Raw genomic sequence first — 23,481 nt, 5'->3', positions numbered from 1 at the left:
GAGAATTGAAAATTTAGAGAGATGGTGGACGATGGTATAAATACAAGCAATAATAATAATAATAATAACAATCCGGAGGGGGAGGATCGTGAGATCAATCTTTACGCCGTGTTTTTCAAGTATATGGTTTATTGGCCTTGGTTCGTGGCGAGCGTACTGGCCTGCTGCATCGGGATGTACGTCTTCCTGCGTTACCAGACGCCGGTGTATAACGTCACGTCGTCGGTGCTGATCAAGGAGGACGAGAAGAAGGGGGCAAACGCCGCCAGCGGCTTGGCTGCGATACAGGACCTTGGCATGCTCTCGATGACGAGTAACTTCGACAACGAGGTCGAGATCCTGAGGTCCCGCACGTTGATCAAGAAGGTGGTGAACGACATGGGCCTGTATATCGACATGGAGGAGTCGAACGCCTTGGGCTTTAACCCCCCTTTATACAAGAACTCCCCCGTTAACGTGTTCATCACCCCCGAGGAGGCGGACCGTCTGGTGGCCCCCGTCGAGCTACGCATGCGCTACACGAAGGAGGGTCAGCTAACGGTGAGAGCGGAGTACAAGATTGACAAGGAGGGTGACGAGGAGACGATGGAGCAGGGCTTCGACAGGCTCCCCGCCATATTGCCCACCCCCGTGGGGGTTTTCAGTTTCACGGGCATGGATTCCATACCGGAGTTGGAGGGCGGGGAGATCGAGCTGGTGGCCCACGTCCATACGCCCACGTCCACTGCCGAGGCTTACGGCAAGGACTTGAGCGTGACGCCCTCGTCCAAGACGACGACGATCGCCAAGGTATCCTTGAAGAACACGGTGAGGCGACGAGGCGTGGACTTCATCAATCGCCTTGTGTCGTTCTACAACCAGGACGCCAACGACGAGAAGAACGAGGTGGCGCAGAAGACGGCTGAGTTCATCGAGGAGCGCATCGGCATCATCAACGGCGAGCTGGGCACTACGGAGAGCGAGCTCGCTGCCTTCAAGCAACGCTCCGGCCTGACGAATTTGACGAGCGACGCCCAGATGGCTTTGCAGGAAAGCTCGAGGTATGAGCAACAACGTACGGAGAACGCCACGCAGATCAACTTGGTGCAGTATCTCCGCAATTATATCGACGATCCTGCGAACATGGACGAGGTGATCCCTGCCAACGTGGGCCTGCGGGATCAAAACCTCACCTCTGTCATCGACCAGTACAACACGATGATCATCGAGCGCAAGCGCCTGTTGCGCACCTCTTCGGACAGCAACCCGGCGATCATCAACATGAACGCCGGCATCGAGGCTATGCGCCGCAACGTGAAGACGACGGTGAACAGTGTCTTGAAGGGTCTCCAGATCGCCAAGGCGGACATCGACCGTCAGGCGAGCAAGTTCGAGAGCCGCATCAGCGACGCCCCGAGGCAGGAGAAGGAGTTCATGACGATCTCCCGCCAGCAGGAGATCAAGGCCACGTTGTATGTCATGCTGTTGCAGAAGCGTGAGGAGAACGCCATCACGCTGGCAGCCACGGCGAACAACGGCCGCATCATCGAGGAGCCGCTCGCCGATGAGCGTCCTGTCGCCCCGAAGAGGATGGTCTTCATGCTTGCGGCGTTGATCTTGGGCCTGGCGATCCCGGTGGGCATTGTCTACCTTCATGACCTGTTGAAATACAAGATCGAGAACCGTGAGGACGTCGAGGCGATCACGGGCGTGGCTATCTTGGCGGAGCTCCCGTTGGTCAAGAAGACGGGTGAGGGCTCGATCGTGGTGCGTGAGAACAAGAACGACCTGATGGAGGAGATGTTCCGGGGGTTGCGCACGAACCTCTTGTTCATGCTAGGCAAGGACGAGCGTGTGATCCTTTTCAGCTCCACGCAACCGGGCGAGGGCAAGTCTTTCGTCGCTGGCAACTTGGCGGTGAGCTTGGCTTACTTGGGCAAGAGGGTGGTGGTGGTCGGCATGGACATCCGCAAGCCGGGCCTGAACAAGGTGTTCAATATCTCCCGTAAGATGGAGGGCATCACGAACTACCTTAGCGACCCTGATCACGTGGAGTTGTTCGACATGGTCCAGCGATCCGATATCAGCCCTAACCTCGATATCCTCCCGGGCGGTCCTATCCCCCCGAACCCGACTGAGCTGGTCGCCCGTGACGTGCTGGAGAAGGCTATCGCCCGGTTGAAGGAACGGTACGACTATGTCATCTTGGACACGGCCCCTATCGGCATGGTTACGGATACGGCGATCATCGGCCGTGTGGCTGACATGTGCGTGTACGTCTGCCGTGCGGACGTGACACCGAAGGCCGGTTTCAGCTACATCAACGTGTTGCGGCGTGAGCGTAAGTTCCCGAAGCTCGCGACGGTCATCAACGGCCTGGACATGAGCAAGCGGAAGAACAGCTACGGTTATGGTTACGGCAAGAAATACGGCTACGGCAAGGGATACGGTTATGGCTACGGCTATGGTTACGGTTTCGAGGCCGGTGACAAGAAGAAATAACTAATACGCAAATCATGCAAATAACATTACTACTACTGTCGGGCTTCCTTTTCTCCGTGCTGTTCGGGATGGTGATCATCCCGAGGATCTTGGTGATCTCCCACAAGAAACGGTTATATGATGTCCCGGATTCCCGTAAGGTACATACGACGCCGGTCCCCCGTCTGGGCGGCCTGTCGTTTTTTCCGGTGATCCTGATGTCCATGTTCCTTGTGATAGGCTTCCGCCTGTACTTTTGGGATATGGACTCATCGAGCCTGTCGTTCAACATGCTCTATGAGTATCTCTTTCTGTTCGTGGGCATGACGTTACTCTATCTAGTGGGTGTCTGCGACGATCTTGTGGGTGTTGGCTACCGTTACAAGTTCGCCGTCCAGATCGTGTCGGCGTTATTATTGGTACTGTCCGGTAATTGGTTCGGTTCCTTGGGAGGCTTGTTCGGTGTATACTCGGTTCCCGCTTGGGTGGGGATCCCCGTCACGGTCTTTATCGTAGTGTATATCACGAACGCCATTAACTTGATAGACGGTATCGATGGCTTGGCCTCCGGTTTGTGCAGTATCGCCCTGTCGGTCTTGAGCGTGATCTTCTTTATCCGCATGCAGTATGTGTACGCCTTGTTGGCCATCTGTACGCTGGGAGTCCTCATGCCTTTTTGGTGTTACAACGTCTTTGGTAACGCAAACCGTGGCCATAAGCTCTTTATGGGTGATGCGGGTAGTCTTACGCTGGGCTACGTGATCAGTTTTCTGATCATCCATCTGTGCGTGTCGAACCAAGTCTCACCGGAGTTGCCAAATCCCTATATGGTGATCGCTTTCTCCACGGTCTTGGTCCCTTTACTCGATGTGATCCGTGTGGTGCTTCATCGCCTTCGTAATCATCGTAACCCGTTCTTGCCCGATAAGAATCATTTCCATCACAAGCTGCTTCGTACGGGTATGCGTGTACGGATGGTGATGGTGACGATTCTGTGCGTATCTGTTTTTTTCATCGTATTGAATGTCTTATTGGCCATGAAGGTAAACGCCACCTACCTCTTGCTCTTGAACTTGGTTTTATGGTCTATCCTTCACTTGACGATCAACCGCTTCATAACGAGGCATCATAAAGAGCAAGAGCTGAAAGAGATAGGGGGTATTTTTACAAAGTAAGTCGTGAAACCGGACAATCTAGCGAGTGAATGACGAGCCGGTATCTATTTTATAAGACGAGATACTCCTCCCTTGCGTCAAAGCAAGGGCAAGCCTTGCGTATGTAAGGGCTTAATTGGTAATGTCCTAGGATGCGTGCCTCCGGATAGTCCCTTCGTAATTGCCGTAGCAGATCCATCAAGGTACACCGCTGGGCGTAGGTCCGGGTATCAGCTGGACGGCCTTGTTCGTCGAGTCCTCCCTCGTAACATATACCGATACTTTTGTCGTTCCATCCGGCTGCGTGCGCCCCGATCTGATTGACCGGCCGGCAGCGGTGTAATTCCCCGTCCCGTGTGATATAGAAATGATAGCCGATATCGGCGAATCCCCGTGCCTTGTGCGATGAACGGAGCGCCTCCATAGGAAAATCCCTGTCATATCGTGTGGCCGAGCAATGAATTACAAGGAGGCTGACCTCCCTGTAATTCTGGTAGAAACAATAAACCTTACCCATGATAATTGAAATTGAAAATTAGAGAATACAGGATTGGATGCCAAGTGCTCCCGCGATGGCGGTAGCTACGGCGATGATCACTTTGATAATGGTACTCCATACGGACTTTTTCATGAATTATGAATTTTAAATTATGAATTATGAATTATGAATTAGGAATCCCGGCTGATATAAGAGGAAAGCTTGGCTTTCCTTTGGACGGCCTCAGCGGACGGGCGTCAAGCGAAGAGACCGCAGCGAGCGCCCGGAGCATCCCTGTCTGAGCGAAGCGAGTTGGGATGCGACAGCGAGCGTAGGTCTCGAAGTAGCCCGTCAGCGTCAGCCTTGACCTTTTGGTTACTTTTGGGTCAAGCCAAAAGTGACACATCAGATCTCATCAGGCGACTCAGAATCGGAACCGCCCCCTTCCTCTACCGGCGTCCCGAGTATCGTCACCTTGAGCAACGAAGTCTTCTCGCCCAGCAGCGAGTAGCGTCGTGCCCCGTTCAGTATGGTATAGGAAGGCGAGAATCCCGGCACGATAGTCCGTATATGCGTAGCCTTGACCTCGGGGGCGGTCGCTACCCCCTTCTCCGTGACGAAGCGGTTATAGACGGTTCCGAACCCCAGCAGCTCCACCTTGTAGCCTTTCTGGAGGTTCTTGATGACATACCGCTGGTAGCGGTCCAACACGTTCAATACGTCACCCTTCGTGAGCGACGACTCCTCGGCGATCTGGTCGGCCGCGTCTTGCGTGGACAGGGTACCGAAATAATAGGGAACCGGCTTGTACACCTCCTGCTTGGGATCCGTCTTGGGGATAAAAAACTTTCGTGCTTGAAATGCTTGTGGCATGGTAATAGAAAATTAAAAGTTGATAATAGAAAATTAATTATTTGCTGATCAACGTTACAAAGATAGGTTCCGCCGTAAGGGGCGGTGATGCCGGTTGATGCCCGGGGCAGGGAATAACGATTAATTAACATGGGACACGGTGATAACCGCCGGTTTCTTACGCTGCCCATCGTAAGCCCCTTTGAATAGGCATTATAAGAAGCCTTGGATGGGCATTGTAAAGACCTTAGAATGCCTGTTCTAGTTGACAAGTGACAATAGGCCGTTTTAATTTACCGCTGTGCGTAACTGTCAACTAATTTACGGTTCACCAAGATAGCGGATGATCAACCCCACCTGTCGTGGCGTGAATATACGTTGCTCGGGGCGGTAGCCCGTCTCCCGCAGCTTATCGTACAACTCCGTGCATCGGATGATCCAACGGCGTAGACGGTTACAAGCTTGATGGGAGGCCAGCTCAGGGAAATAGGATGCCGCCAGTGCGGACTTTCTTAATGGTAAGGACATTTGATTTATGATTTATAGATTTGGGAGAATGAAACTTTCAAACTTTCAAACATTCGTCCCCCCCTCACACACACACGCCCGTGGGGTACGTTATATAGGGGTGTGAGGGAGGCCGGGATTACTTATGGGTGACACGGTCGCCGAAGCTGTACTCGCCCCGGCCGTTCTTCTCCAGCGTGCCTCGTTCCTGCATTCGCTTGAGACAGGTATCTAGGGTGGCGGTGGGGATGTTGTTCCTCTCTGCTTCCTCCAAGGCCTGTTGTCGGTTGAAAGAGAGTGGAAGAGCCGCGAAGAGGGCCTCTTGGGGCGTGGGTGTGCGAGAGCGTGGCACCTCGTCAGACGGAAGCAGGGAGAGTATGCCTGCCGAATGACGGTAGAGCGGCTCCACGAGCGAGAGGACAGCCTTAAAATCGTCATCATCGATACGTAACTCTAGGGAAGGAACGATACCGTCTCGTACGTTCTCCTCCGGGATCTCGGGGGCAGGCGAGAGATCGGGACAATTGAGAATTGAAAATTGAGAATCGAGAATGGCTTGTGGGATGAGGAGACTCTCCACCGATCGCAGGAAGGCCACCACGGAAGCGATCCGGCAGATATTGATGGCGATACGGGCCACGGAGCTTCGCATCGGATAACCGTAGGAAAGACCGGCGTGCCCGAATATGCGTGCGAAGCAGCTGTTGAATCGCTCCTTTTGCGTGTCGGAGAGATGGAATTGTATGACATTGACCCTCTCATGTAGGTAGTCCACGAGTTTCTTCCACTGTCTCCCCCAATCGGAGAAGAGGCTATCCATGTCCTCGTCGCCCTGCTCGAACTGATCCGCCCACTCGTCGATGGGTGGCATCCGGTAGAACAATTGGCGTGAGAACAGCCCGTTCTCGGCCGAGGGAATAAGTGGCCGTACCTGCGCTGGAGTGCCGCTTAACAAGACACTGAGGTAAGAGGCCGGGCACTCCCGGTATTCCCGGTTCGTACGTCGGTTGAAGGCCAGCCGTTCGTGGTCGTGGCATTTACGCAAGGTATCGCTCCAGTGCCCGTGCTCGGTGCCGATGGCCGTGCTTACGGTATCGGCCTCGGTCTCGCAGATCAGCCCTATGCCGTCGGCCTCGATGAGGTTCTCCAGCACGCCGGTGCCGGAGTTGTTACCGGCGATAAGGAACATCTTGAGGGGAGGCATCTCGGGCTCCGGCGTATCGGATTTTTTCTTGCCCAGCGAGTCCCAACGGCTCTTCTCCTCCCGGTAAGCTTTATGCCTCTGCCGGTAGTCCGCCATCATCGCCTCGTGTATCGGCTCGGCCAGCCGGCGTGTCCAAGCGAGGGCTCCCTTTCCCGAGGCGGGCGGGGCGACGATGAACGTTTGCAGGCAAGGGTAGTAGAATTTTCGCCCGTACGATATCCGGATCGATTTGTTGAGTGTCGCTCCCAACACGGTGATAGCGCCCAGCAGGAGGATATCCCGTTGGGCGGGGGTATCGCCCCGGTCGATCATCCGCTTGAGGAAAGCGGGCCAAGGATACTCCGGAAAGGCGGGCGGGACATTTTTCACGGGCGGTTCCTCGTGCGTACACGTGTGCATGTGTGAGGGAGGCGTGAATGTTTGAAAGTTTGAAAGTTTCCCAGCCTCGGCCAAGGGTTTGTCCAGCCTCACGCCGGCCAGATCCGCTAAGTGGAATACGGATCCCAAGCCATTCCGTCCGTTGCCTCCTTTGAGGGCATGGTCGTATAGCTTATCCGCCTCGGTGGAGACATATCTCTCCGACAATCGGCAGATACGATGGAATGACGACCGACCAGCCTCTCCGCAATCGTTGGCGATGGCGAAGGCGATCGGCATATACTCTTGATAGGTGGGAGCGATGTTCGCCCCCTGTTTCTCGATGGCGACAACGAGCCGCTCCAGATCTGATAATGGGTTCATGATGAATGAATAATGAATGGTGAATAATGATTTATAACTACCAACTGTCACTTGTCCTCTGTCAACGATTCCGGTCTCCTAGCCTCGCTGAGGGATCGTGGCAAAGGAAGCAAGCCCGTGAGAGGTCTGCGTTCGTGGTATCAGCTTTCAGCCCGTATTTCCACTCAAGATATTCCCAAGCGAATCGTACCGCCTCGTCGAAAGACTCCTCCACGGTTTTCTTGATCGACAGGCGATAGGGTACGAGGAGCTTGATTCCCGTGGTACTGGGACTCACGAAGGAGAGATCGGGGCGTAGCCGCTCATCGGCGAACAGCGTGTCCCTCCAACAGATCGCCTCTTCGGGTGAGGAGAGGTGATCGATGTCGATGACGAACTCGCCCGAGGGCACGAGCAAGTGATCTTCCTTGCGGTAGGAGAAGATACCGGCGGGCGTGACATAGGGTAGCAAACTCTGTTTCAGCCGCCTGAACCGTTTCTCGTCACCCGATGCGGCACGTACCTGATCGGTACGCTCACGCAGCCACTCGCTGGTGGTGATATAGGCGTGCAATTGACTGACACAGACAACCCCGTTCGGCACTTGATTGGTGATGGGGGCGTTGAAAAAGGAAAAGATAGACTCTTTCATGATCGGATAAAATAAATTGATTATTCGGTTACTGCCGGTAAAGGAATGCGTTCCTGCCCGTTCCCGGAATAGCGATGGACGGGACGGATACGGAAACGGACGTATGGTGGATGAAATGAGGATAGAAATAAATATCCCCCGTGAAAAGGGTGATTATTGTTAACACTTAAATTAAAAACGGATATGACAGAAAATCAAGAGCGGGCGGAACAGGCACGTTCTGCCTTTACGGTCAATGGAGGTAACGTGCAGATCCTGCCCAATGCCACCATCGCTATCCAGAACATCCATTGGGGTGACGGGACGGTGACACGGACGGAACGCTGGATTACGCCCGCAGAATCGGGACTTCATGAGTCTCCGTCTCCTCCGATAAACTCTCCTGCCCCTCCGGTGACGGCTGAACCCTCCTCGTTGGCGTTGTTCATCCCGGACGAGGCGACCCGTCTTGTCTACGAGGCCCGCCTATGCGCCTGCCCGGACACGGTCACCCTTTGCCAGACGGTATTGACGGACCTTTACAACGAGATCCTAGCCGACTACTCGTCTCCCCTCAAGCTGGTCAAGAGCCGTGCCTTCATCAGCGCCCTTTTGCCTCACCTCACGTTCGTGAACGGGGCGAATGTACCGAGCATTCGATATGGGATCAGGAAGTATGTGCTGGGGGAAGGGTGAGATAAAAAAGGTAAGTTATTGCAATATTTGACAATTATTGCGTAATTGGATATTTATTTGTCTCTTTATCAATATTCTATTGATAGCAAGCATTTTTTTATGAAGTCGAGACAAGAGATCCTTGCATTATTAAGAGACTTCAAGATTCGTCAAGCCGAAAAGTATGGAATCTTGAGGATGGGTGTATTTGGCTCTGTGGCTCGTGATCAGCAGACGGAAAGTAGTGATGTAGACATTTATTACGAGGGTGAGGCGCAAGGGTTTCTCTCTCTCCCATTTGAAAAGCGAATTGGAAGAACTGCTGGGAAGTCCGGTGGATATCGTCCGTCTTAGAAACCGGATGAATGAGTTGCTTCGTTGACGTATCGAGAGGGAGGGAATCTCATTGTTCATCATTATTTTGATATTGACGCAAGCGTGATACTTTATAGCCTTCAAAAGGAAGTCTCGGATTTGTACTCTACTATTTGTATTATGCTGACTGACTTGTCTCAGTAATCTATCTCTATAAATATAGCTTAAACTCATTTTTAATCTAGATATTCGATGCGTTTGTCCCGCCGGTGTATCGGCGGGGTGGGAGTATTGAGTGCATATTTATTTTATGGCATCTTTAAAAACGAATGTTATCCTTAATTTTATCAATGCCGTTACGGGAATTATATTTCCTGTCGTTACTTTTCCTTATGCGGCACGTGTGTTGCTGCCAGAAGGAATTGGTACCGTGAATTTCTTGCAATCAATAGTTGCCTATATCGTTTTGTTGACCAGTTTGGGGATACCGATGTATGCGGTTCGAGAGGTTGCCAAATATCGGGATGACATAATTATTCGTAACCAGATCACGATAGAGATATTGCTGCTGAGCGTTATTCTTTGTTTGTTCGGATACGTGGTAGTTGCCGTATTGGGTGCTTGTGTGCCGCAAATATCTGCACAATTAGGTGTATTCTATGCTTTGAGTCTGACGATTATGTTCACCTGTTTGGGAGTGAATTGGTTCTATCAAGCGATTGAGGATTTTAAGTTTATAACTATTAGGGCTTTGTGCTTTCGTCTATTGGCGGCGTTGGCTCTTTTCTTGTTTGTCAAGGACAAAGAGGATTTGTTGATCTATGCGTTTGTCTTGGTGGGTTCTACGGTAGGTAACAATTTAATCAACTTCGTCCATTTACGGAAATGGTTGCCGATGTGCTCTATTCGTTGGAAGGAGTTGCGTATTTGGCGGCATTTGCTCCCCTCGTTGCGTATTTTCGTGTTCAACTTGGTCACCAGCATTTATTTGAATTTAAATACGGTGATGCTTGGTTTTATGCGAGGGGATGATGCTGTGGGCTTTTATACGGCGGGCAATAAATTGTCGCATGTGGTATTGAGCGTGGTCGCCTCATTGGGTGTTGTCTTATTACCCCGTTGCTCCAATCTGATAGAAACAGGGCAGATAGAGGCTTTCTCTAAAGTGACGAGTAAATCCTATCGGTTGGTCGTAGGAGTATCTTTACCCTGCATCGTAGGATTGATCGTACTGGCGATACCTGTTATACGTATCTTTTGTGGAGATGATTTTCTTGAGGCGGTTCCCGTACTTTGTTGGACAGCGCCTGTTATCTTGTTCATCGGGTTGAGCAATGTGATAGGTTTACAGATCTTGTATCCATTAGGAAAAGAGAGCATCGTGATATGGAGTACGGTAGGAGGGGCTGTGTTGAATTTTATATTGAATCTTTTGTTGATCTCCCCATATGGGGCGGTTGGTGCCGCCATTTCGACTTTTAGTGCTGAATTTGTTGTGCTATTTATCCAAATTCTCGTTGGACGGAGTTATTTGCCTATCCGCTTGTATGAGTGGGATTACTTGAATTATCTCTTAGCTTCTGGGGTATTGTTTGTTGTTCTCTATGGCTTGACTTTTTGGATTGTGAATAGTTGGTTGTTGATTATGGTAAGCGTGATGATCGGAGCTTTTTCGTATATTGGATTCTTATGGTTCAAGCGTGATGTCCTCTTCTTGGAGGTTCTTGGTTATATAACTAAACTAATCAAAAAATAAATGAAACAGTATGATTATTTGATCGTTGGTGCCGGATTGTTCGGTTCTACATTTGCCTACTTTGCCCGTAAGCGAGGTAAGCGGTGCTTAGTAATAGATAAGCGTCCACACTTGGGTGGAAATATATATTGTGAGGAGAAGGAAGGCATCCATGTACATAAATATGGGGCGCATATCTTCCATACCTCGAACAAGGAAGTGTGGGATTTTGTGAACTCTATCGTAGAGTTTAACCGTTACACAAATTCTCCGGTGGCGAACTATAAAGGAAAACTCTATAACCTTCCTTTCAATATGAACACTTTTTATCAGATGTGGGGTGTGACAGTGCCGGAGGAGGCAAAGGCAAAGATTGAGGAGCAAAAGGCTGAGGCTATGAAGAATATGCGTTTAGTCGGGATGAAAGAGCCTCGAAATCTGGAGGAACAAGCGTTGATTTTGATAGGAAAAGATATTTATGAGCGATTGATAAAGGGCTATACAGAAAAACAATGGGGGCGTAAGTGTACGGAACTTCCTGCATTTATCATTAAACGTCTTCCTATTCGCTTCGTGTTCGACAACAACTATTTTAATGACACCTACCAAGGCATTCCTGTCGGTGGATATAACAAGTTGATCGATGGTTTGTTGGATGGCACAGAGACTCGTACAAGGGTGGATTTCTTTGCGGATCGTACGTATTGGGAATCAATGGCTAATACGATAGTTTTTACTGGTAAGATTGATGAATATTATGATTATCGGTTTGGCAAGTTGGAGTATCGCACGGTACGCTTCGAGGAAGAGATCCATGATTGTGCTAATTATCAAGGTAATGCCGTGGTAAATTATACGGAGCGCGAGATTCCTTATACTCGAGTGATCGAACATAAGCATTTCGAGATGTTTGGCGCAGATGTAGATCGATCTCCTAAGACAATTATATCCAAGGAATATTCCATGGAATGGAAAGATGGCATGGATCCTTATTATCCAGTGAATGATGAACGGAATACGCTTTTGGCAGATCGATATAGAAAACTTGCTGAGGCAGAGAATAATGTGATATTTGGAGGACGATTGGCTGAGTATAAATATTATGATATGGGGCCGATTGTGGAGAAGGTGATGATATTAACGAAAGAGTGGAAATGAAAGTATATGTATTTATCGTTACTTATAATCGGCTGTCTTTGTTGAAGAAGACCATAAACTCTTTACGAAAACAAACCTACCCGATCGATAATCTGTGCGTAATAAATAATGGCTCTACTGATGGTACATATGAATGGCTTTTAGAGCAACAGGATCTTACCGTAATTCATCAAGAAAATCTAGGAGGGGCTGGTGGTTTTAGCCGAGGTGTGCAATATGCTTATGAGGATGGAGCTGATTGGATTTGGATGATGGATGATGATGTTTATCCGGAAAGCAATTGCCTGGAGCAATTATTAAAATATAAAGAGCATTCTCTGTGTCTCCAATCGGCTCGTTATTTCTCGGATGGTATGTATGTTCCATGGGGATACCGATATGATTTGAGTAGAGACTTTGAGGAGAAAATTTCAGCTGATAATTATAAAAAAGAGTTTTTCTCTGTTAATACGGGATGTTTTGAGGGTATGCTTATACATCGATCTATTGTTGCTAAGATCGGTTATCCGGATAAGCGATTTTTTATCACGAGTGATGATCGTATGTATGGATATTTGGCCAGTAAGCATACAGATCTGATCCTTGTTAGAGATGCTAGATTGAATAGGGAAGCTACATCTGGCGAGGTGAAATATAGCCCGTTTTATAGTTATTATTTATACCGAAATTTCCATTTGAGAGATGAATATTGTAAAGCGATAACAGGCAAGTCGTTTCCATTGAAAGTAAAGATGATGTATGTGCTTAGTGCGTTAAAGAATAGCTTGATCGGATATTCTTTCTTAGAACCTTCTCTTCGCAAGAAAATGCGAACAGCGATTTGGAAAGGATTTGTAGATTGCTTGCGGAAGAAAGAGAACAAGACTTTTTAGTTAGAGAATATAATCGTTTATATAAATATGATATTCAAGTTTGATAAAGGATGGATGTATAGTACTTTGTTATTATTGTTTTCTACGTTTGCTATACCATATACAGCATCATTACCTGTATATAGTCTCATCGTATCGATTTTCTTTATATTGATCTTACGCAATCATTTGTTGACAAAGAGACTTCTCTTTATATGGCTTGCGGTGTTGATCTATTTCTCGTTGCTTTCTTTTATTCATGGAAAACTGGAATATTATCGTTGTGCATATTATTTATGTTGGCTGTCTGTTGTATACGTTTTTTTAAGGAAAAAAGGTATAGCTGTATTTTATTACTTAGAAAAGACAATATACTTTTTTGCATTGTTAAGTATTCCATTCTATTTTTTGGAATTTACACTAGGAAATTCCTTTTATTCACTGATGAGAGTATTCGGATCTCAACTGTCAGCTAATTTAGCTTCTACAGAATATAGATTGGCCTATAATATAATTGTATATACAACAAATGCGATACAAGGAGAGATCCCGAGAAACTGTGGTATCTATTTTGAGCCAGGTTATCATGCTTGCTTTATTGTATTATCAATGGTGTTAAATTATTTTAGGACTAAAAAATTATTTAGTAAACAGCATATATATCTGTTGATACCACTTTTGACTACTATATCAACCACAGGTGTGTTACTTTATTCTTTTTTTATATTGGTGATTGCTCTACGAAAAAATGTTTTTGCTTTTTTGTCTATAGTTTTGTTATTTTTGGTGGTTATTTTCTTTATGGATATACCATTTATTCATGATAAAATTCAGATAGCATATGATCAAATAGGTAATTATGATGAAATATTTGCCAAATCTGCGGCATGGAATTCAGTTGTTCATCCCGATCGTTTTGTTTCGCTTCAGTTAGGAATTATAGATTTGCTGAAGTATCCTATATGGGGGAGAGGGGAGATTTCTTCGTCTTTAGGCGTTTTTTATGGAGGTGATATTATACCGTCAAGTGGATTAGCTCATTTAATGATGTATTATGGAGGATCTATTTTGTGCATATTTACAGTGTTACTGATAAAAATAAGTAGTGTTCTTTCTAATAGTTATGGTTTGCCGTATATAAAATGGTTTATTCCTTTGTTTATTTTGTTTATCTCTATAACTTATTATATTGATACACCTATATTTTTACTTCTTTATTTGTCAGGTTTATTATTAAGAAAAAAGCAATATGAAAATAGTACAAATGATATACAGCCTTAGTTCTGGTGGAGCAGAGAAGTTTGTAGTAGATTTATCGAACGAATTATCTTCTATTGGACATGAAATAATTTTGCTTATACTATTGGATGATGTGCAAAAGTCGTTAATTTTTAATCGACAATTCCTTTCCGTAAATGTGCGTTTTCATTCAATGGGGTTTGATCAAGGGTTTTCTTTGGTGAAATCTAATAAAGTAGAACGATTTTTGCAGGATGAGCAACCAGATATAGTGCATTGTCATTTGAATGTCATTCCTTATATCTATCAATTAGCATTAACTAGTAGGAAGATACATTTTTTTCATACATTGCATAATGTGACGGAGAAGGCAAGTGGAGCCTCTTATCAACATTGGATTAATAGGTTCTTTTATAAGAAGAATCTTATTCATCCTGTATGTATCTCCCGACTTTGTCAAGCCTCTTATCAGCGGTTTTATCACTTAAACAATGCCACTTATATAAATAATGGCCGTACTTTTTTGAAGCCTACAGCTCATATAAACGAAGTGAAAAAGGAGGTAGAAACTTATAAATTATCTGTAGAAACTTTGGTCTTTATTCATGTAGCACGCTGCCATAAGCAAAAGAACCAACAGTTGTTGATAGATTCTTTTAATGTATTGAATAAGAATGGAGTGGATTTTATTTTGTTGATGATAGGAAGCGGATATGATTCTTTGGAAGGAAAAGTAATACAAGCATCTGCATGTGACAAAATTCACTTCTTAGGAGAAAAAGATAACGTGAATGATTATATGATGTGTAGTGATGCATTCTGCTTATCTTCTCAATATGAAGGCCTACCAATTAGTTTATTAGAAGCTTTTTCGTACGGTTTAACACCTATATGTACGCCAGTAGGAGGAATTCCAGATGTGATAACAGATGGTGTGAATGGATATTTGTCGTGTGGTATGGATGTAAAAGATTATGTGAATGCTATAAAACGTTTCATGGATAATCCAATGGAATGTGATAAACAGGTCTCTTTCTATAAAGATAATTATTCGATGGATGTGTGCGCAAAAGAATATGAGAAACTATTTGAAGATTCAATACAAGGATGACGGTGTGTTATATGAACAACTCCGTGGAATATATGGAAGCTTCTACTTGCAGGATTAGAAAAGATCTATCGTGTTAATTGGAAAGATGTTGTTGAATTGTTTGACTTAATTCCTATAATATCTCATTAGATAATGGCTGATGTTGAAATAAGAATTAATTTTTAATAGAACTTAGTTTAAGATATAGTAAAGAGCTTTTTTATAAGAGAGATACCTTAATTTGAATGCTTACATTAAAAATACATTTTTTTTATGATTACCAAAGAAATAGCAGATAGTATATTGACTATAGGGTGTGAATATCGTTCACCAAAAGGTGGAATAGCACAAGTGATAGACTCTTATTCTAAATATGTGTTTGCAACTTTTTTATTTTCAGCAAATTCAGCAGGGAAGAGTAAAATGTACAAATTAATTAAGTGTATTGGCTCACTTATAGAAGTATTTCTCCGTTTGATTATTCAACAGCGAATAAAGATTGTACATATTCATACAGCTTCATGGAATAGTTTTCGACGTTCCATTCTCTTCATCCGATTAGCGAAAATGATGAGGAGGAAAGTTGTGGTTCATATTCATGGAGGTGGTTTCAAAGAGTATTATGCTTCAAATTCGGAATTCGTTCGAAAATACTTGCTTATGGCGGACTGTGTGATAGCTTTGAGTGAATCGTGGAGAGACTTTTTTATTAGTAAAGTAGGACTTAGCAATGTACAGATAGTTCACAACATTGTGCCGCAACCTCAAAAAGAAAGCTTAAAAGTTGATGGTGTGTTGCACGGGTTGTTCTTAGGAAAGATATGTAAGGAAAAAGGAATATATGATTTACTGCGAGCGATAGAACTGGAAAGAGATAATTTGGATGGGCGTTTCTTGCTCCATGTAGGTGGAGGTGGTGAAGTGGATCAACTCCAACATTTTATTTTGGAACATGATTTGAAGGATATAGTACGTTATGAGGGATGGGTGGATTTGAGTCGCAAGCCGTATCTGCTGAATCTTTGTCGTCTGTATATATTACCTTCATATGTAGAAGGCTTGCCTGTTTCTATACTTGAAGCGATGTCCTATGGTGAGGCCATCCTCTCGACACCTATAGGTGGAATACCAGAAGTCGTAACACCAGATATTGGTAAACTGGTTTCACCGGGTGATGTGAGTGCATTGGCTTTTCAACTTCGAGATTTTTTATTTCATCCCGAAAAGGTCTCAGCATTGGGAAGGCAAGCTGAAAAAAATATTACGACCTATTTACCTGAAAGCGTGTCACGGGAACTCCTTGAAGTCTATATGCCGTTGCTCTGAAAAGTTCTTATTAAAAAAGTGAATATTGTTTCGGACCACACTTCAGTGAATTAAAAAAACAAACAGAATCGATGAATTTAAGAAAGTATTTAGAGGAGAGTTGCAAATATATGCTTCGCAGCTATCCTATTATTCGCCCATATGTCAAAGAAGTAGAAGGCTTGTTTACCATGAGTCAAGAAGAATTGAACAAGCGTAACGAACAGCGCTTTTTGGAAATTTTTAGTAAGGCTTATGATAAATCACCGTTTTATCATAAATTATATACAGAAGCAGGAATAAAGAAAGAAGACATTACTTGTTTGGCTGATATAAAGAAATTACCCATTATTACCAAAGAAATGGTAAAGCAAAATAGGGAGGTAATGTTAACAGTTCCGAGATTTATGGTTCATGGGGGATGTACAAGTGGTACAACTGGTACGCCTCTCAAGGTATATAAAGATTGGAAAGCTATTTGGCGTTCGCAAGCATATCTATACGTGATGCGCAAAAAATGCGGATTCACTTATGGGCAATCATTTGTTTCGTTAAGAGGTAATTTGGATAAGAGAGATATGATGCTGAAAGTTCATATAAGTAATACAGTCTATTTTTCCAGTTATAATATTAATCCGGAAAAAGTAAAATTTTACCATGAACAGATTGTCAAGCAGAAACCTGTTGCTATTGAAGGTTATCCTAGTTCGCTCTATACTTTGGCTTTGATGCTTCGCGATGCGGGGCTAGAATTGTATATTCCTATCGCTTTCACTTCGAGCGAAACATTGCTAGACTATCAACGTGAACAAATTGAGCAACAATTACATACTGAAATATTCGATCTCTACGGAATGACAGAAGAAAGTATTTGTTTACACGAAACACTTAACCACAAAGGCTATTATGAAGCTCCTGGATTTAGCATTAACGAATATTTGGAAGATGGGGAAATTTGTACCTCCCTTATTAATGATGCATTTCCTTTAATTCGTTATCGCTCAAATGATGTTATAGAATTGTATAAAGGAAGTGAATTTGAGGGAAATAAGTTTTTGATACAACGTATTGAGGGACGTAAGGAGGATTATATCGTCTGTAAAGATGGCTCAAAAGTGATGCGTTTAGATTTCTTGTTCAAAGGCGTAAGCCATGTTAGAAAGAGTCAGTTAATACAAAAGAAGGATAATTGTTTGCTTATTAATATTGTTCCAGAAGAAGGATTTTGTGATGCGGATAGAGAGTTGGTAAAACAGAATCTATTTCATCGATTAGGAGAAAGAAACATTGATTATCAAATTGCAATTATCAAGGAAAGCGAAATACTTTATTCCTCCAATGGTAAATTTAAATACTTGATAAATTCAAAGACTGTAAAAGTTTGAGGAAGAGAATAAAATGTATCTTCGGATAAATAGATGGTAAAATAATATAAAATTACTATTACTTTTAAATTGATGACAATGGAACCTGTAAAAGAATGTTACTACCCCCAATTATCCGAAATGATTTCAGGTATCGAGTCATGGTTAAAGGCTAATGACTATAATTACATAGAATGTAATCATGTACCAGAACGTTTATTTGGAAAGAATAGAAAGATAAATACTTTGTTGCGTACTTTTTTCAGATTGTGTCCTTATAACCTACGCAATATGAAACGTCCAGTTTCAGGTTTCTATCCTTTTACTCCCCAATCGCATGTGGCACTGTTGAAAGCTTATGCTTTAACGAAGGATACGGAAATAATAAAAAAGTTATACAATAGGGTATTAAATCTTCGCTCTCAAAAGTCTAGGCATTTTGCATTGAAGCAAGGAATACGAATTGCCATTAATTTGTATGAGAATTCGGCTGATGATCCCACACCGTTAAATACTATATGGTTCGGCCAGTTCTTGTTGGAAGAACATTCTAAAGTAATAGAAGAGAGTGAAAGAAAAGAGTTGTTATACTCTATCGTAGCATATCTAACGGAAGAATTGGGATATGTTGATTATGGAGAGCAAGGTATTTATTTTTACTATGGTCCAACTTTGAAGAAAGAGATATATAACGCTAGTGCAATTATCAGTGCTTTTTTAATAAAGGTGGGAATAAAATATGGGGAAAGTTTTTTTGTGGAATTGGGACAACGAGGGCTAAAATATATTTGTAGAAAGCAGAATGTTGATGGCAGTTGGTTTTATGCAGGAAGTCCAGAGAGGCCTACGATAGACTGTTTTCATCAGTCTTATATTTTACAGGCCATTTGTTCTGTAAAGGAATATCTACATTTTGACGTGAATGAAACAATAAAAAAAGGTGTAGAATTCTATAAAACTCTGTTTGTGAAAGAAAAAGGATGGATTCGGCCTATGCGTTATGATAAAAGATATATTCCACATAATACTTGGCTGTTTGTAAAGGTGGACGGTCGAGATATATCAGAAGCTTTGATATTTTTTACAAAATATTATGTAGATAAGGAATTTGTAGAAAAACTGATAAAATATACCTATTATGAGTTTTATAATAAAAAGAAAGGATATATGATTCCTGAATATTTTATATATGGCAAAAATCGTATTCCTTATATTGAATTTCAAGCGTGGTTTCTATATGCTTTTAATATATTAAAGTCAACGTTATGATAGAAAATCCAATTCGTGTAATCACTATTTATCCCAATTTTTCCAATAAAGGAGGTGCGCAAAATATAGCTTTGCTACTAGCTGAAAAGTTGAATGAAATTAATACCCCTATAGTACTAGTAGAAACTCCTTTGAGTTTCATTGTGAAAGACTATAAAGCACGAGCTCAATTTGAGAAATTTTCTTTAAAAAAAATTATACAATATGCTGATGGGCATACTGTTTTTCTATCGCATCATCGCAAAAGTACTACTTTGCTTTTATTTTATAAGCGTATCTTTGGAAACAAGGATTGGCATATAATACATGTGGCACACAATACATTCAACGACTTTCGTTGGTTTTGTTGGTTCCCGGAAAATATTATAGCTGTATCAAATGGTGTAAAAGAGAATTTGGTGAATTATTTTCGATTACCAGAAAATCGAATAACAGTTATCTTTAATGGAATAAAAGATACTAATAATGTACGGAATATTCGAAAAAATGATGGGAAAATAAAAATCTTGTTACCTGGCCGTATTTGTTCTGTTAAACAACAAGTAGAACTAGTGAAACAAACTATAGGTAAGTTGCACCCGCATATTCATATTTATTTTGCGGGAGAGGGGGAAAGTGTGGAGCTGTTGAAAGAGAAAATAGAAAGCTCAATGCAATATCATTATGTTGGGTTTATAAATATGGTAGAACAGTTGAATCAATATGATTATGTATGCTTATTTTCATTGAATGAGGGATTACCTTTGTCTCTTATAGAAGGATTGAGGTTTGGTAAACCACTGATTACAAACAAACTCTCTGCAGTATTAGATGTGAACAAACCTGGAGAAACGGGGTTTGCCTATGATGATTTTAGTTCTTTAATAGATGGATTAAATCATTTGCCGCATATTGATTGGGTAATATACAAACAGATGGCTAGTAATGCCCGAAAACGTTTTGAAGAGTGCTTTACGGAAGAAAAAATGATAAATAGATATAAATTAATGTTGTACAATGAAATAAAATGTTCTCCTGTAACTATGTGATGACTAAAAGGATATTAACCCTCATATTAGGTGAGCTTCTAATTTTAGCGTTAGCGGTTATTTGAAATAGGCTATACCTTAACTTTGTTAAATTGAAAAACAATCGAATTATATATAGTTCGGATTTATAACAAGCGTAAATAGGACTTGTGTAATTTGTGAGGAATGTTTTATATAAGTTACAGAAAAAAAGACTCTAGTCATTACTTGAATAAAACCTTACCGATCGAATTTTTACAATCAAAAACATATATGGAAAAAGTTTCTTTGAACGGGGTGAAGGTATATCCTTTTACTTCGCATGAGGAATTGTTGGCTTTTGTGAGTCGGCACAAGGGGATATTGGTGGCTATCAATGCGGAAAAGATTTTGCATGCTACGGATCAGACCCGTTCTATCATCAACCGAAATATAGGCTATTGTGATGGTTTTGGAGCGGTCATGGCGTTGAAAAAGAAAGGGCATAAGGAAGTGATCAAGATTCCGGGGTGCGAGTTGTGGTTGCGTATCATCAATATGACCTATCAACAAGGAAAGAGTTATTACTTGGTTGGTGGAAAACAAGAAGTAATCGAACGGACCGTAAAAAAGCTAAAAGAGGATTATCCCGGTATACGGATTGCCAACTTCCGAAATGGCTATATTAAAACAGAGGAAGAGCGAAAAAATTTATTGGAAGATATCGTGACAAAACGGCCGGATGTGGTTTTTGTGGCGATGGGCTCCCCAAAACAGGAATTGCTAATGGAAGAGATGGCCGAACGACATAAAGCTGTCTATCAAGGTCTAGGTGGTAGCTTTGATGTATATACCGGTAACGTGAAACGTGCCCCGCAATGGTGGGTACGACATAATTTGGAATGGGCCTATCGTTTGGTGAAGGAACCGGTTCGAATTAAAAGACAAATACATTTAGTGAGGTTCTTGCTTCGGGTGAAATTAGGACTGATTTAATTTATATCTCCGTTTTCTTATTCTAAATCAATATAACATAATAACATAATTTTTATGAAAGCATGTTTCATGGGTTTGGGCTATATTGGCCTGCCCACGGCTATTATTGCCGCAAAGCACGGGGTGGAGATCGCCGGAGTGGATATCAACGCCCAGGTGGTGGAGGTTACCAACCAAGGGAAATTGCATATCATCGAGCCGGGTATGGAGGAGATGTTGCGGGAGGTACTGGCCTCCGGACATTTCAAGGCGTACACCGAGCCTCGGGTGAGCGACGCTTATTTCATGGTGGTACCCACTCCTTTCAAGGGGGATCATGAGCCGGACGTATCGTTTGTTGAGTCGGCTACCCGTATGGTGCTTCCTTTGTTGAAGGAGGGGGATTTGTACGTGATCGAGTCTACCTCGCCGGTGGGGACGACCGAGCGGATGGCTAGTTTGATTTTCTCGGAACGGCCGGAGCTGAAGGGCAAGATCTATATCGCTTATTGTCCGGAGCGGGTGCTTCCGGGTAACGTGATCTATGAGTTGGTGCATAACGACCGGGTCATCGGCGGCATGGACGAGGCCTCTACCCGCAAGGCGATGGAGTTCTACGGCCAGTTCGTGAAGGGTACGCTTCACCCAACGAATAGCAAGACGGCTGAGATGTGTAAATTGACCGAGAACTCAAGTCGGGACGTACAGATCGCTTTCGCCAATGAGCTGTCGTTTATTTGCGATAAAGCGGGAATTAATGTGTGGGAGCTGATCGATTTGGCGAACAAGCATCCCCGTGTGAATATCTTACAGCCGGGTTGTGGTGTTGGCGGTCATTGTATAGCGGTGGATCCTTACTTCATTACGGCGGAGTTTCCGATGGAGAGCCGTATGATCTCGACGGCTCGTGAGACGAATAATTACAAGGCTTTTTGGTGTGCGGAGAAAGTGAAGAATGCCATGCTGCGGTTTGAGTTGAAGCATGGGCGTAAGCCAGCGGTGGCAATGATGGGCTTGGCTTTCAAGCCTGATATCGATGACTTGCGCGAGTCTCCGGCCAAGGGAATAACGACGAAGGTGTTGCAATCGTGCAACAACGCTGACATCATGGTGGTGGAGCCGAACGTTTCGGAGCATAAGTTGTTTAAGTTGACCCCTTATAAGGAGGCCTATGAGAAAGCCGATATCGTGGTTTTCTTGGTGAATCATAGGGAGTTTTCGGGGTTGAATTATCGGGATGACGTGGAAGTACTGGACTTTTGCGGGACATTCAAGAAATAATCGTTCGCTAAATAGAAGAATACGCTGTAATGAGGAAAATAATGTTAGTCTTCGGGACCCGTCCCGAGGCGATCAAGATGGCTCCGCTGGTGAAGGAGTTCCAGAAACATCCGGAGTCGTTCGAGACCATCGTGTGCGTTACCGGACAGCATCGGGAAATGCTGGATCAAGTGTTAAAATTGTTCGAGATCACGCCGGATTATGATTTGAATATCATGAGGCAGGGTCAGGACTTATATGACGTGACCGCCCGTGTCCTTACCGGTATGCGTGACGTGTTGCGTGAGGCGACACCCGATGTCGTGCTGGTGCATGGGGATACCACCACGAGCACGGCGGCCGCCTTGGCCGCTTTCTACCAACAGATACCTGTAGGTCATATAGAGGCCGGCCTTCGTACCCACAACATCTATAGCCCATGGCCGGAGGAGATGAACCGTCAGGTCACGGGGCGTATCGCCACGTATAATTTCGCACCCACGCGGTTGAGCAAGCAAAACTTGATGCGAGAGGACGTGAATCCGGACTCAATCTTGGTTACCGGCAATACGGTGATAGACGCCTTACGGCAAGTGGTGACTAAGATAAAGACGGACGCTGAGCTGGACAAGGAGTTGGAAGGCGTGCTTTTACGTTCGGGGTATGACGTGAACCGTCTGGTTGAGGGTAAGAGATTGGTGTTGATCACGGGTCATCGCCGGGAGAACTTCGGTGATGGATTCATCCATATGTGTACCGCTATCAAGGACTTGACCCGGAAGTATCCGGAGGTGGATTTTGTCTATCCTATGCACTTGAATCCCAATGTGCGCAAGCCGATTCACGAGGTATTCGGCGGGGATTTATCTGATCTGGGTAATATGTTCTTCATTGAGCCATTGGAATATCTGTCGTTTGTCTATCTGATGGAGAAATCAACGATAGTGCTGACCGATAGCGGCGGTATCCAAGAGGAGGCCCCCGGATTGGGCAAGCCCGTGTTGGTGATGCGTGATACGACCGAGCGTCCGGAGGCTCTTGCGGCAGGTACGGTGAAACTGGTCGGAACGGACTATGATAAGATCGTGAGCGAGGTCTCGGCGTTGCTTGATGATACTGTTTATTACGATACGATGAGCAAGGCGGTTAATCCCTATGGGGATGGATTGGCTTGTGGAAGGATCGTAGAATTTTTGAATCAGAGGAAATGAGGATATGGCAGATAGGCAACCCTCGAGATTGGTAAATAGATA

General features: G+C 44.3%; 23 protein-coding genes and 1 pseudogene. 17 read left to right on the top strand and 7 right to left on the bottom strand.

The window, feature by feature from the left end; all coding sequences use genetic code 11:
- The first annotated feature begins 21 nt into the window (after window positions 1–21).
- Together ACESPU_RS05850 and ACESPU_RS05845 are read left to right on the top strand one after the other, a co-directional pair.
- The gene (locus ACESPU_RS05850; protein WP_373133202.1) at window positions 22–2,481 is read left to right on the top strand and encodes a GumC family protein; all 2,460 of its coding nucleotides are present in this window, start codon (window positions 22–24) and stop codon (window positions 2,479–2,481) included.
- Window positions 2,482–2,495: 14 nt separating this feature from the next.
- Window positions 2,496–3,635 (top strand): MraY family glycosyltransferase, encoded by a 1,140-nt coding sequence (locus ACESPU_RS05845; protein ID WP_259012621.1) that lies wholly within the window; start codon window positions 2,496–2,498, stop codon window positions 3,633–3,635.
- 49 nt (window positions 3,636–3,684) lie between these two features.
- Here ACESPU_RS05845 and ACESPU_RS05840 read toward each other — a convergent pair whose 3' ends face one another.
- Together ACESPU_RS05840 and ACESPU_RS05835 are read right to left on the bottom strand one after the other, a co-directional pair.
- On the bottom strand, window positions 3,685–4,131 hold the full coding sequence (locus tag ACESPU_RS05840) for an N-acetylmuramoyl-L-alanine amidase (protein WP_008778430.1): 447 nt from the start codon (window positions 4,129–4,131) through the stop codon (window positions 3,685–3,687).
- An 18-nt stretch (window positions 4,132–4,149) separates the two neighbouring features.
- The gene (locus ACESPU_RS05835) at window positions 4,150–4,245 is read right to left on the bottom strand and encodes a smalltalk protein (protein WP_005855736.1); all 96 of its coding nucleotides are present in this window, start codon (window positions 4,243–4,245) and stop codon (window positions 4,150–4,152) included.
- A gap of 26 nt (window positions 4,246–4,271) precedes the next feature.
- Here ACESPU_RS05835 and ACESPU_RS05830 point away from each other — a divergent pair, with 26 nt between their 5' ends.
- A complete protein-coding gene (locus tag ACESPU_RS05830) occupies window positions 4,272–4,394 on the top strand; it encodes a hypothetical protein (RefSeq protein WP_009274984.1) in 123 nt (40 codons plus the stop codon).
- 103 nt (window positions 4,395–4,497) lie between these two features.
- Here ACESPU_RS05830 and ACESPU_RS05825 read toward each other — a convergent pair whose 3' ends face one another.
- The 5 genes from ACESPU_RS05825 to ACESPU_RS05805 all read right to left on the bottom strand — a co-directional run bounded on the left by ACESPU_RS05825 (window position 4,498) and on the right by ACESPU_RS05805 (window position 8,193).
- Complete coding sequence (locus tag ACESPU_RS05825) at window positions 4,498–4,965, bottom strand: HU family DNA-binding protein (protein WP_005857915.1); 468 nt, start codon at window positions 4,963–4,965, stop codon at window positions 4,498–4,500.
- 300 nt (window positions 4,966–5,265) lie between these two features.
- Window positions 5,266–5,472: a DUF4248 domain-containing protein gene (locus ACESPU_RS05820; protein WP_036615021.1), complete on the bottom strand. Its 207-nt coding sequence runs from the start codon at window positions 5,470–5,472 to the stop codon at window positions 5,266–5,268.
- A 118-nt stretch (window positions 5,473–5,590) separates the two neighbouring features.
- Complete coding sequence (locus tag ACESPU_RS05815) at window positions 5,591–7,396, bottom strand: DUF3987 domain-containing protein (protein ID WP_373133201.1); 1,806 nt, start codon at window positions 7,394–7,396, stop codon at window positions 5,591–5,593.
- Between the two features lie 61 nt (window positions 7,397–7,457).
- The gene (locus ACESPU_RS05810; RefSeq protein ID WP_373133200.1) at window positions 7,458–8,027 is read right to left on the bottom strand and encodes a BT4734/BF3469 family protein; all 570 of its coding nucleotides are present in this window, start codon (window positions 8,025–8,027) and stop codon (window positions 7,458–7,460) included.
- Between the two features lie 28 nt (window positions 8,028–8,055).
- The gene (locus ACESPU_RS05805) at window positions 8,056–8,193 is read right to left on the bottom strand and encodes a hypothetical protein (protein ID WP_373133199.1); all 138 of its coding nucleotides are present in this window, start codon (window positions 8,191–8,193) and stop codon (window positions 8,056–8,058) included.
- A gap of 17 nt (window positions 8,194–8,210) precedes the next feature.
- On the opposite strand from ACESPU_RS05805, the gene ACESPU_RS05800 reads away from it, so the two are divergent.
- The 14 genes and pseudogenes from ACESPU_RS05800 (at window position 8,211) to wecB (ending at window position 23,439) form a co-directional block, all read left to right on the top strand.
- A complete protein-coding gene (locus tag ACESPU_RS05800; protein ID WP_005857907.1) occupies window positions 8,211–8,702 on the top strand; it encodes a hypothetical protein in 492 nt (163 codons plus the stop codon).
- Between the two features lie 99 nt (window positions 8,703–8,801).
- Window positions 8,802–9,063 (top strand): annotated as a pseudogene (locus ACESPU_RS05795) (nucleotidyltransferase family protein).
- Window positions 9,064–9,306: 243 nt separating this feature from the next.
- Window positions 9,307–10,752 (top strand): flippase, encoded by a 1,446-nt coding sequence (locus ACESPU_RS05790; RefSeq protein ID WP_057318901.1) that lies wholly within the window; start codon window positions 9,307–9,309, stop codon window positions 10,750–10,752.
- Entirely contained in the window at window positions 10,753–11,889 is a 1,137-nt protein-coding gene (gene glf, locus ACESPU_RS05785; protein ID WP_195393072.1) for a UDP-galactopyranose mutase, read from the top strand.
- Window positions 11,886–12,761 carry a glycosyltransferase family 2 protein gene (locus ACESPU_RS05780; protein WP_373133198.1) on the top strand — a complete coding sequence of 292 codons (876 nt, stop codon included), beginning with the start codon at window positions 11,886–11,888 and terminating at the stop codon, window positions 12,759–12,761. The genes glf and ACESPU_RS05780 overlap by 4 nt, the downstream gene beginning before the upstream one ends.
- A gap of 423 nt (window positions 12,762–13,184) precedes the next feature.
- Window positions 13,185–14,021 (top strand): hypothetical protein, encoded by an 837-nt coding sequence (locus ACESPU_RS05775; RefSeq protein ID WP_373133197.1) that lies wholly within the window; start codon window positions 13,185–13,187, stop codon window positions 14,019–14,021.
- Window positions 13,990–15,090: a glycosyltransferase gene (locus ACESPU_RS05770; protein WP_373133196.1), complete on the top strand. Its 1,101-nt coding sequence runs from the start codon at window positions 13,990–13,992 to the stop codon at window positions 15,088–15,090. The genes ACESPU_RS05775 and ACESPU_RS05770 overlap by 32 nt, the downstream gene beginning before the upstream one ends.
- Before the next feature lie 252 nt (window positions 15,091–15,342).
- Window positions 15,343–16,395, top strand: a complete 1,053-nt coding sequence (locus ACESPU_RS05765; RefSeq protein WP_373133195.1) for a glycosyltransferase family 4 protein — start codon at window positions 15,343–15,345, stop codon at window positions 16,393–16,395.
- A 71-nt stretch (window positions 16,396–16,466) separates the two neighbouring features.
- The gene (locus tag ACESPU_RS05760; RefSeq protein WP_373133194.1) at window positions 16,467–17,759 is read left to right on the top strand and encodes a phenylacetate--CoA ligase family protein; all 1,293 of its coding nucleotides are present in this window, start codon (window positions 16,467–16,469) and stop codon (window positions 17,757–17,759) included.
- A 78-nt stretch (window positions 17,760–17,837) separates the two neighbouring features.
- On the top strand, window positions 17,838–19,007 hold the full coding sequence (locus tag ACESPU_RS05755) for a hypothetical protein (RefSeq protein ID WP_057318887.1): 1,170 nt from the start codon (window positions 17,838–17,840) through the stop codon (window positions 19,005–19,007).
- On the top strand, window positions 19,004–20,035 hold the full coding sequence (locus tag ACESPU_RS05750) for a glycosyltransferase family 4 protein (protein ID WP_373133193.1): 1,032 nt from the start codon (window positions 19,004–19,006) through the stop codon (window positions 20,033–20,035). The genes ACESPU_RS05755 and ACESPU_RS05750 overlap by 4 nt, the downstream gene beginning before the upstream one ends.
- A 252-nt stretch (window positions 20,036–20,287) precedes the next feature.
- Entirely contained in the window at window positions 20,288–20,989 is a 702-nt protein-coding gene (locus ACESPU_RS05745; RefSeq protein WP_057318955.1) for a WecB/TagA/CpsF family glycosyltransferase, read from the top strand.
- Window positions 20,990–21,043: 54 nt separating this feature from the next.
- Window positions 21,044–22,249, top strand: a complete 1,206-nt coding sequence (wecC, locus tag ACESPU_RS05740) for a UDP-N-acetyl-D-mannosamine dehydrogenase (protein ID WP_373133192.1) — start codon at window positions 21,044–21,046, stop codon at window positions 22,247–22,249.
- A 29-nt stretch (window positions 22,250–22,278) separates the two neighbouring features.
- Window positions 22,279–23,439, top strand: coding sequence for a non-hydrolyzing UDP-N-acetylglucosamine 2-epimerase (gene wecB, locus ACESPU_RS05735; RefSeq protein WP_373133191.1), 1,161 nt, complete (start codon window positions 22,279–22,281; stop codon window positions 23,437–23,439).
- The last annotated feature ends 42 nt before the right edge of the window (window positions 23,440–23,481 follow it).

This window comes from Parabacteroides sp. 20_3 (assembly GCF_964238835.1).
GTDB lineage: Bacteria > Bacteroidota > Bacteroidia > Bacteroidales > Tannerellaceae > Parabacteroides > Parabacteroides distasonis.
The sequence above is the reverse complement of the archived record's forward strand: the minus strand, read 5'-3'. Positions and strand labels throughout refer to the sequence as shown.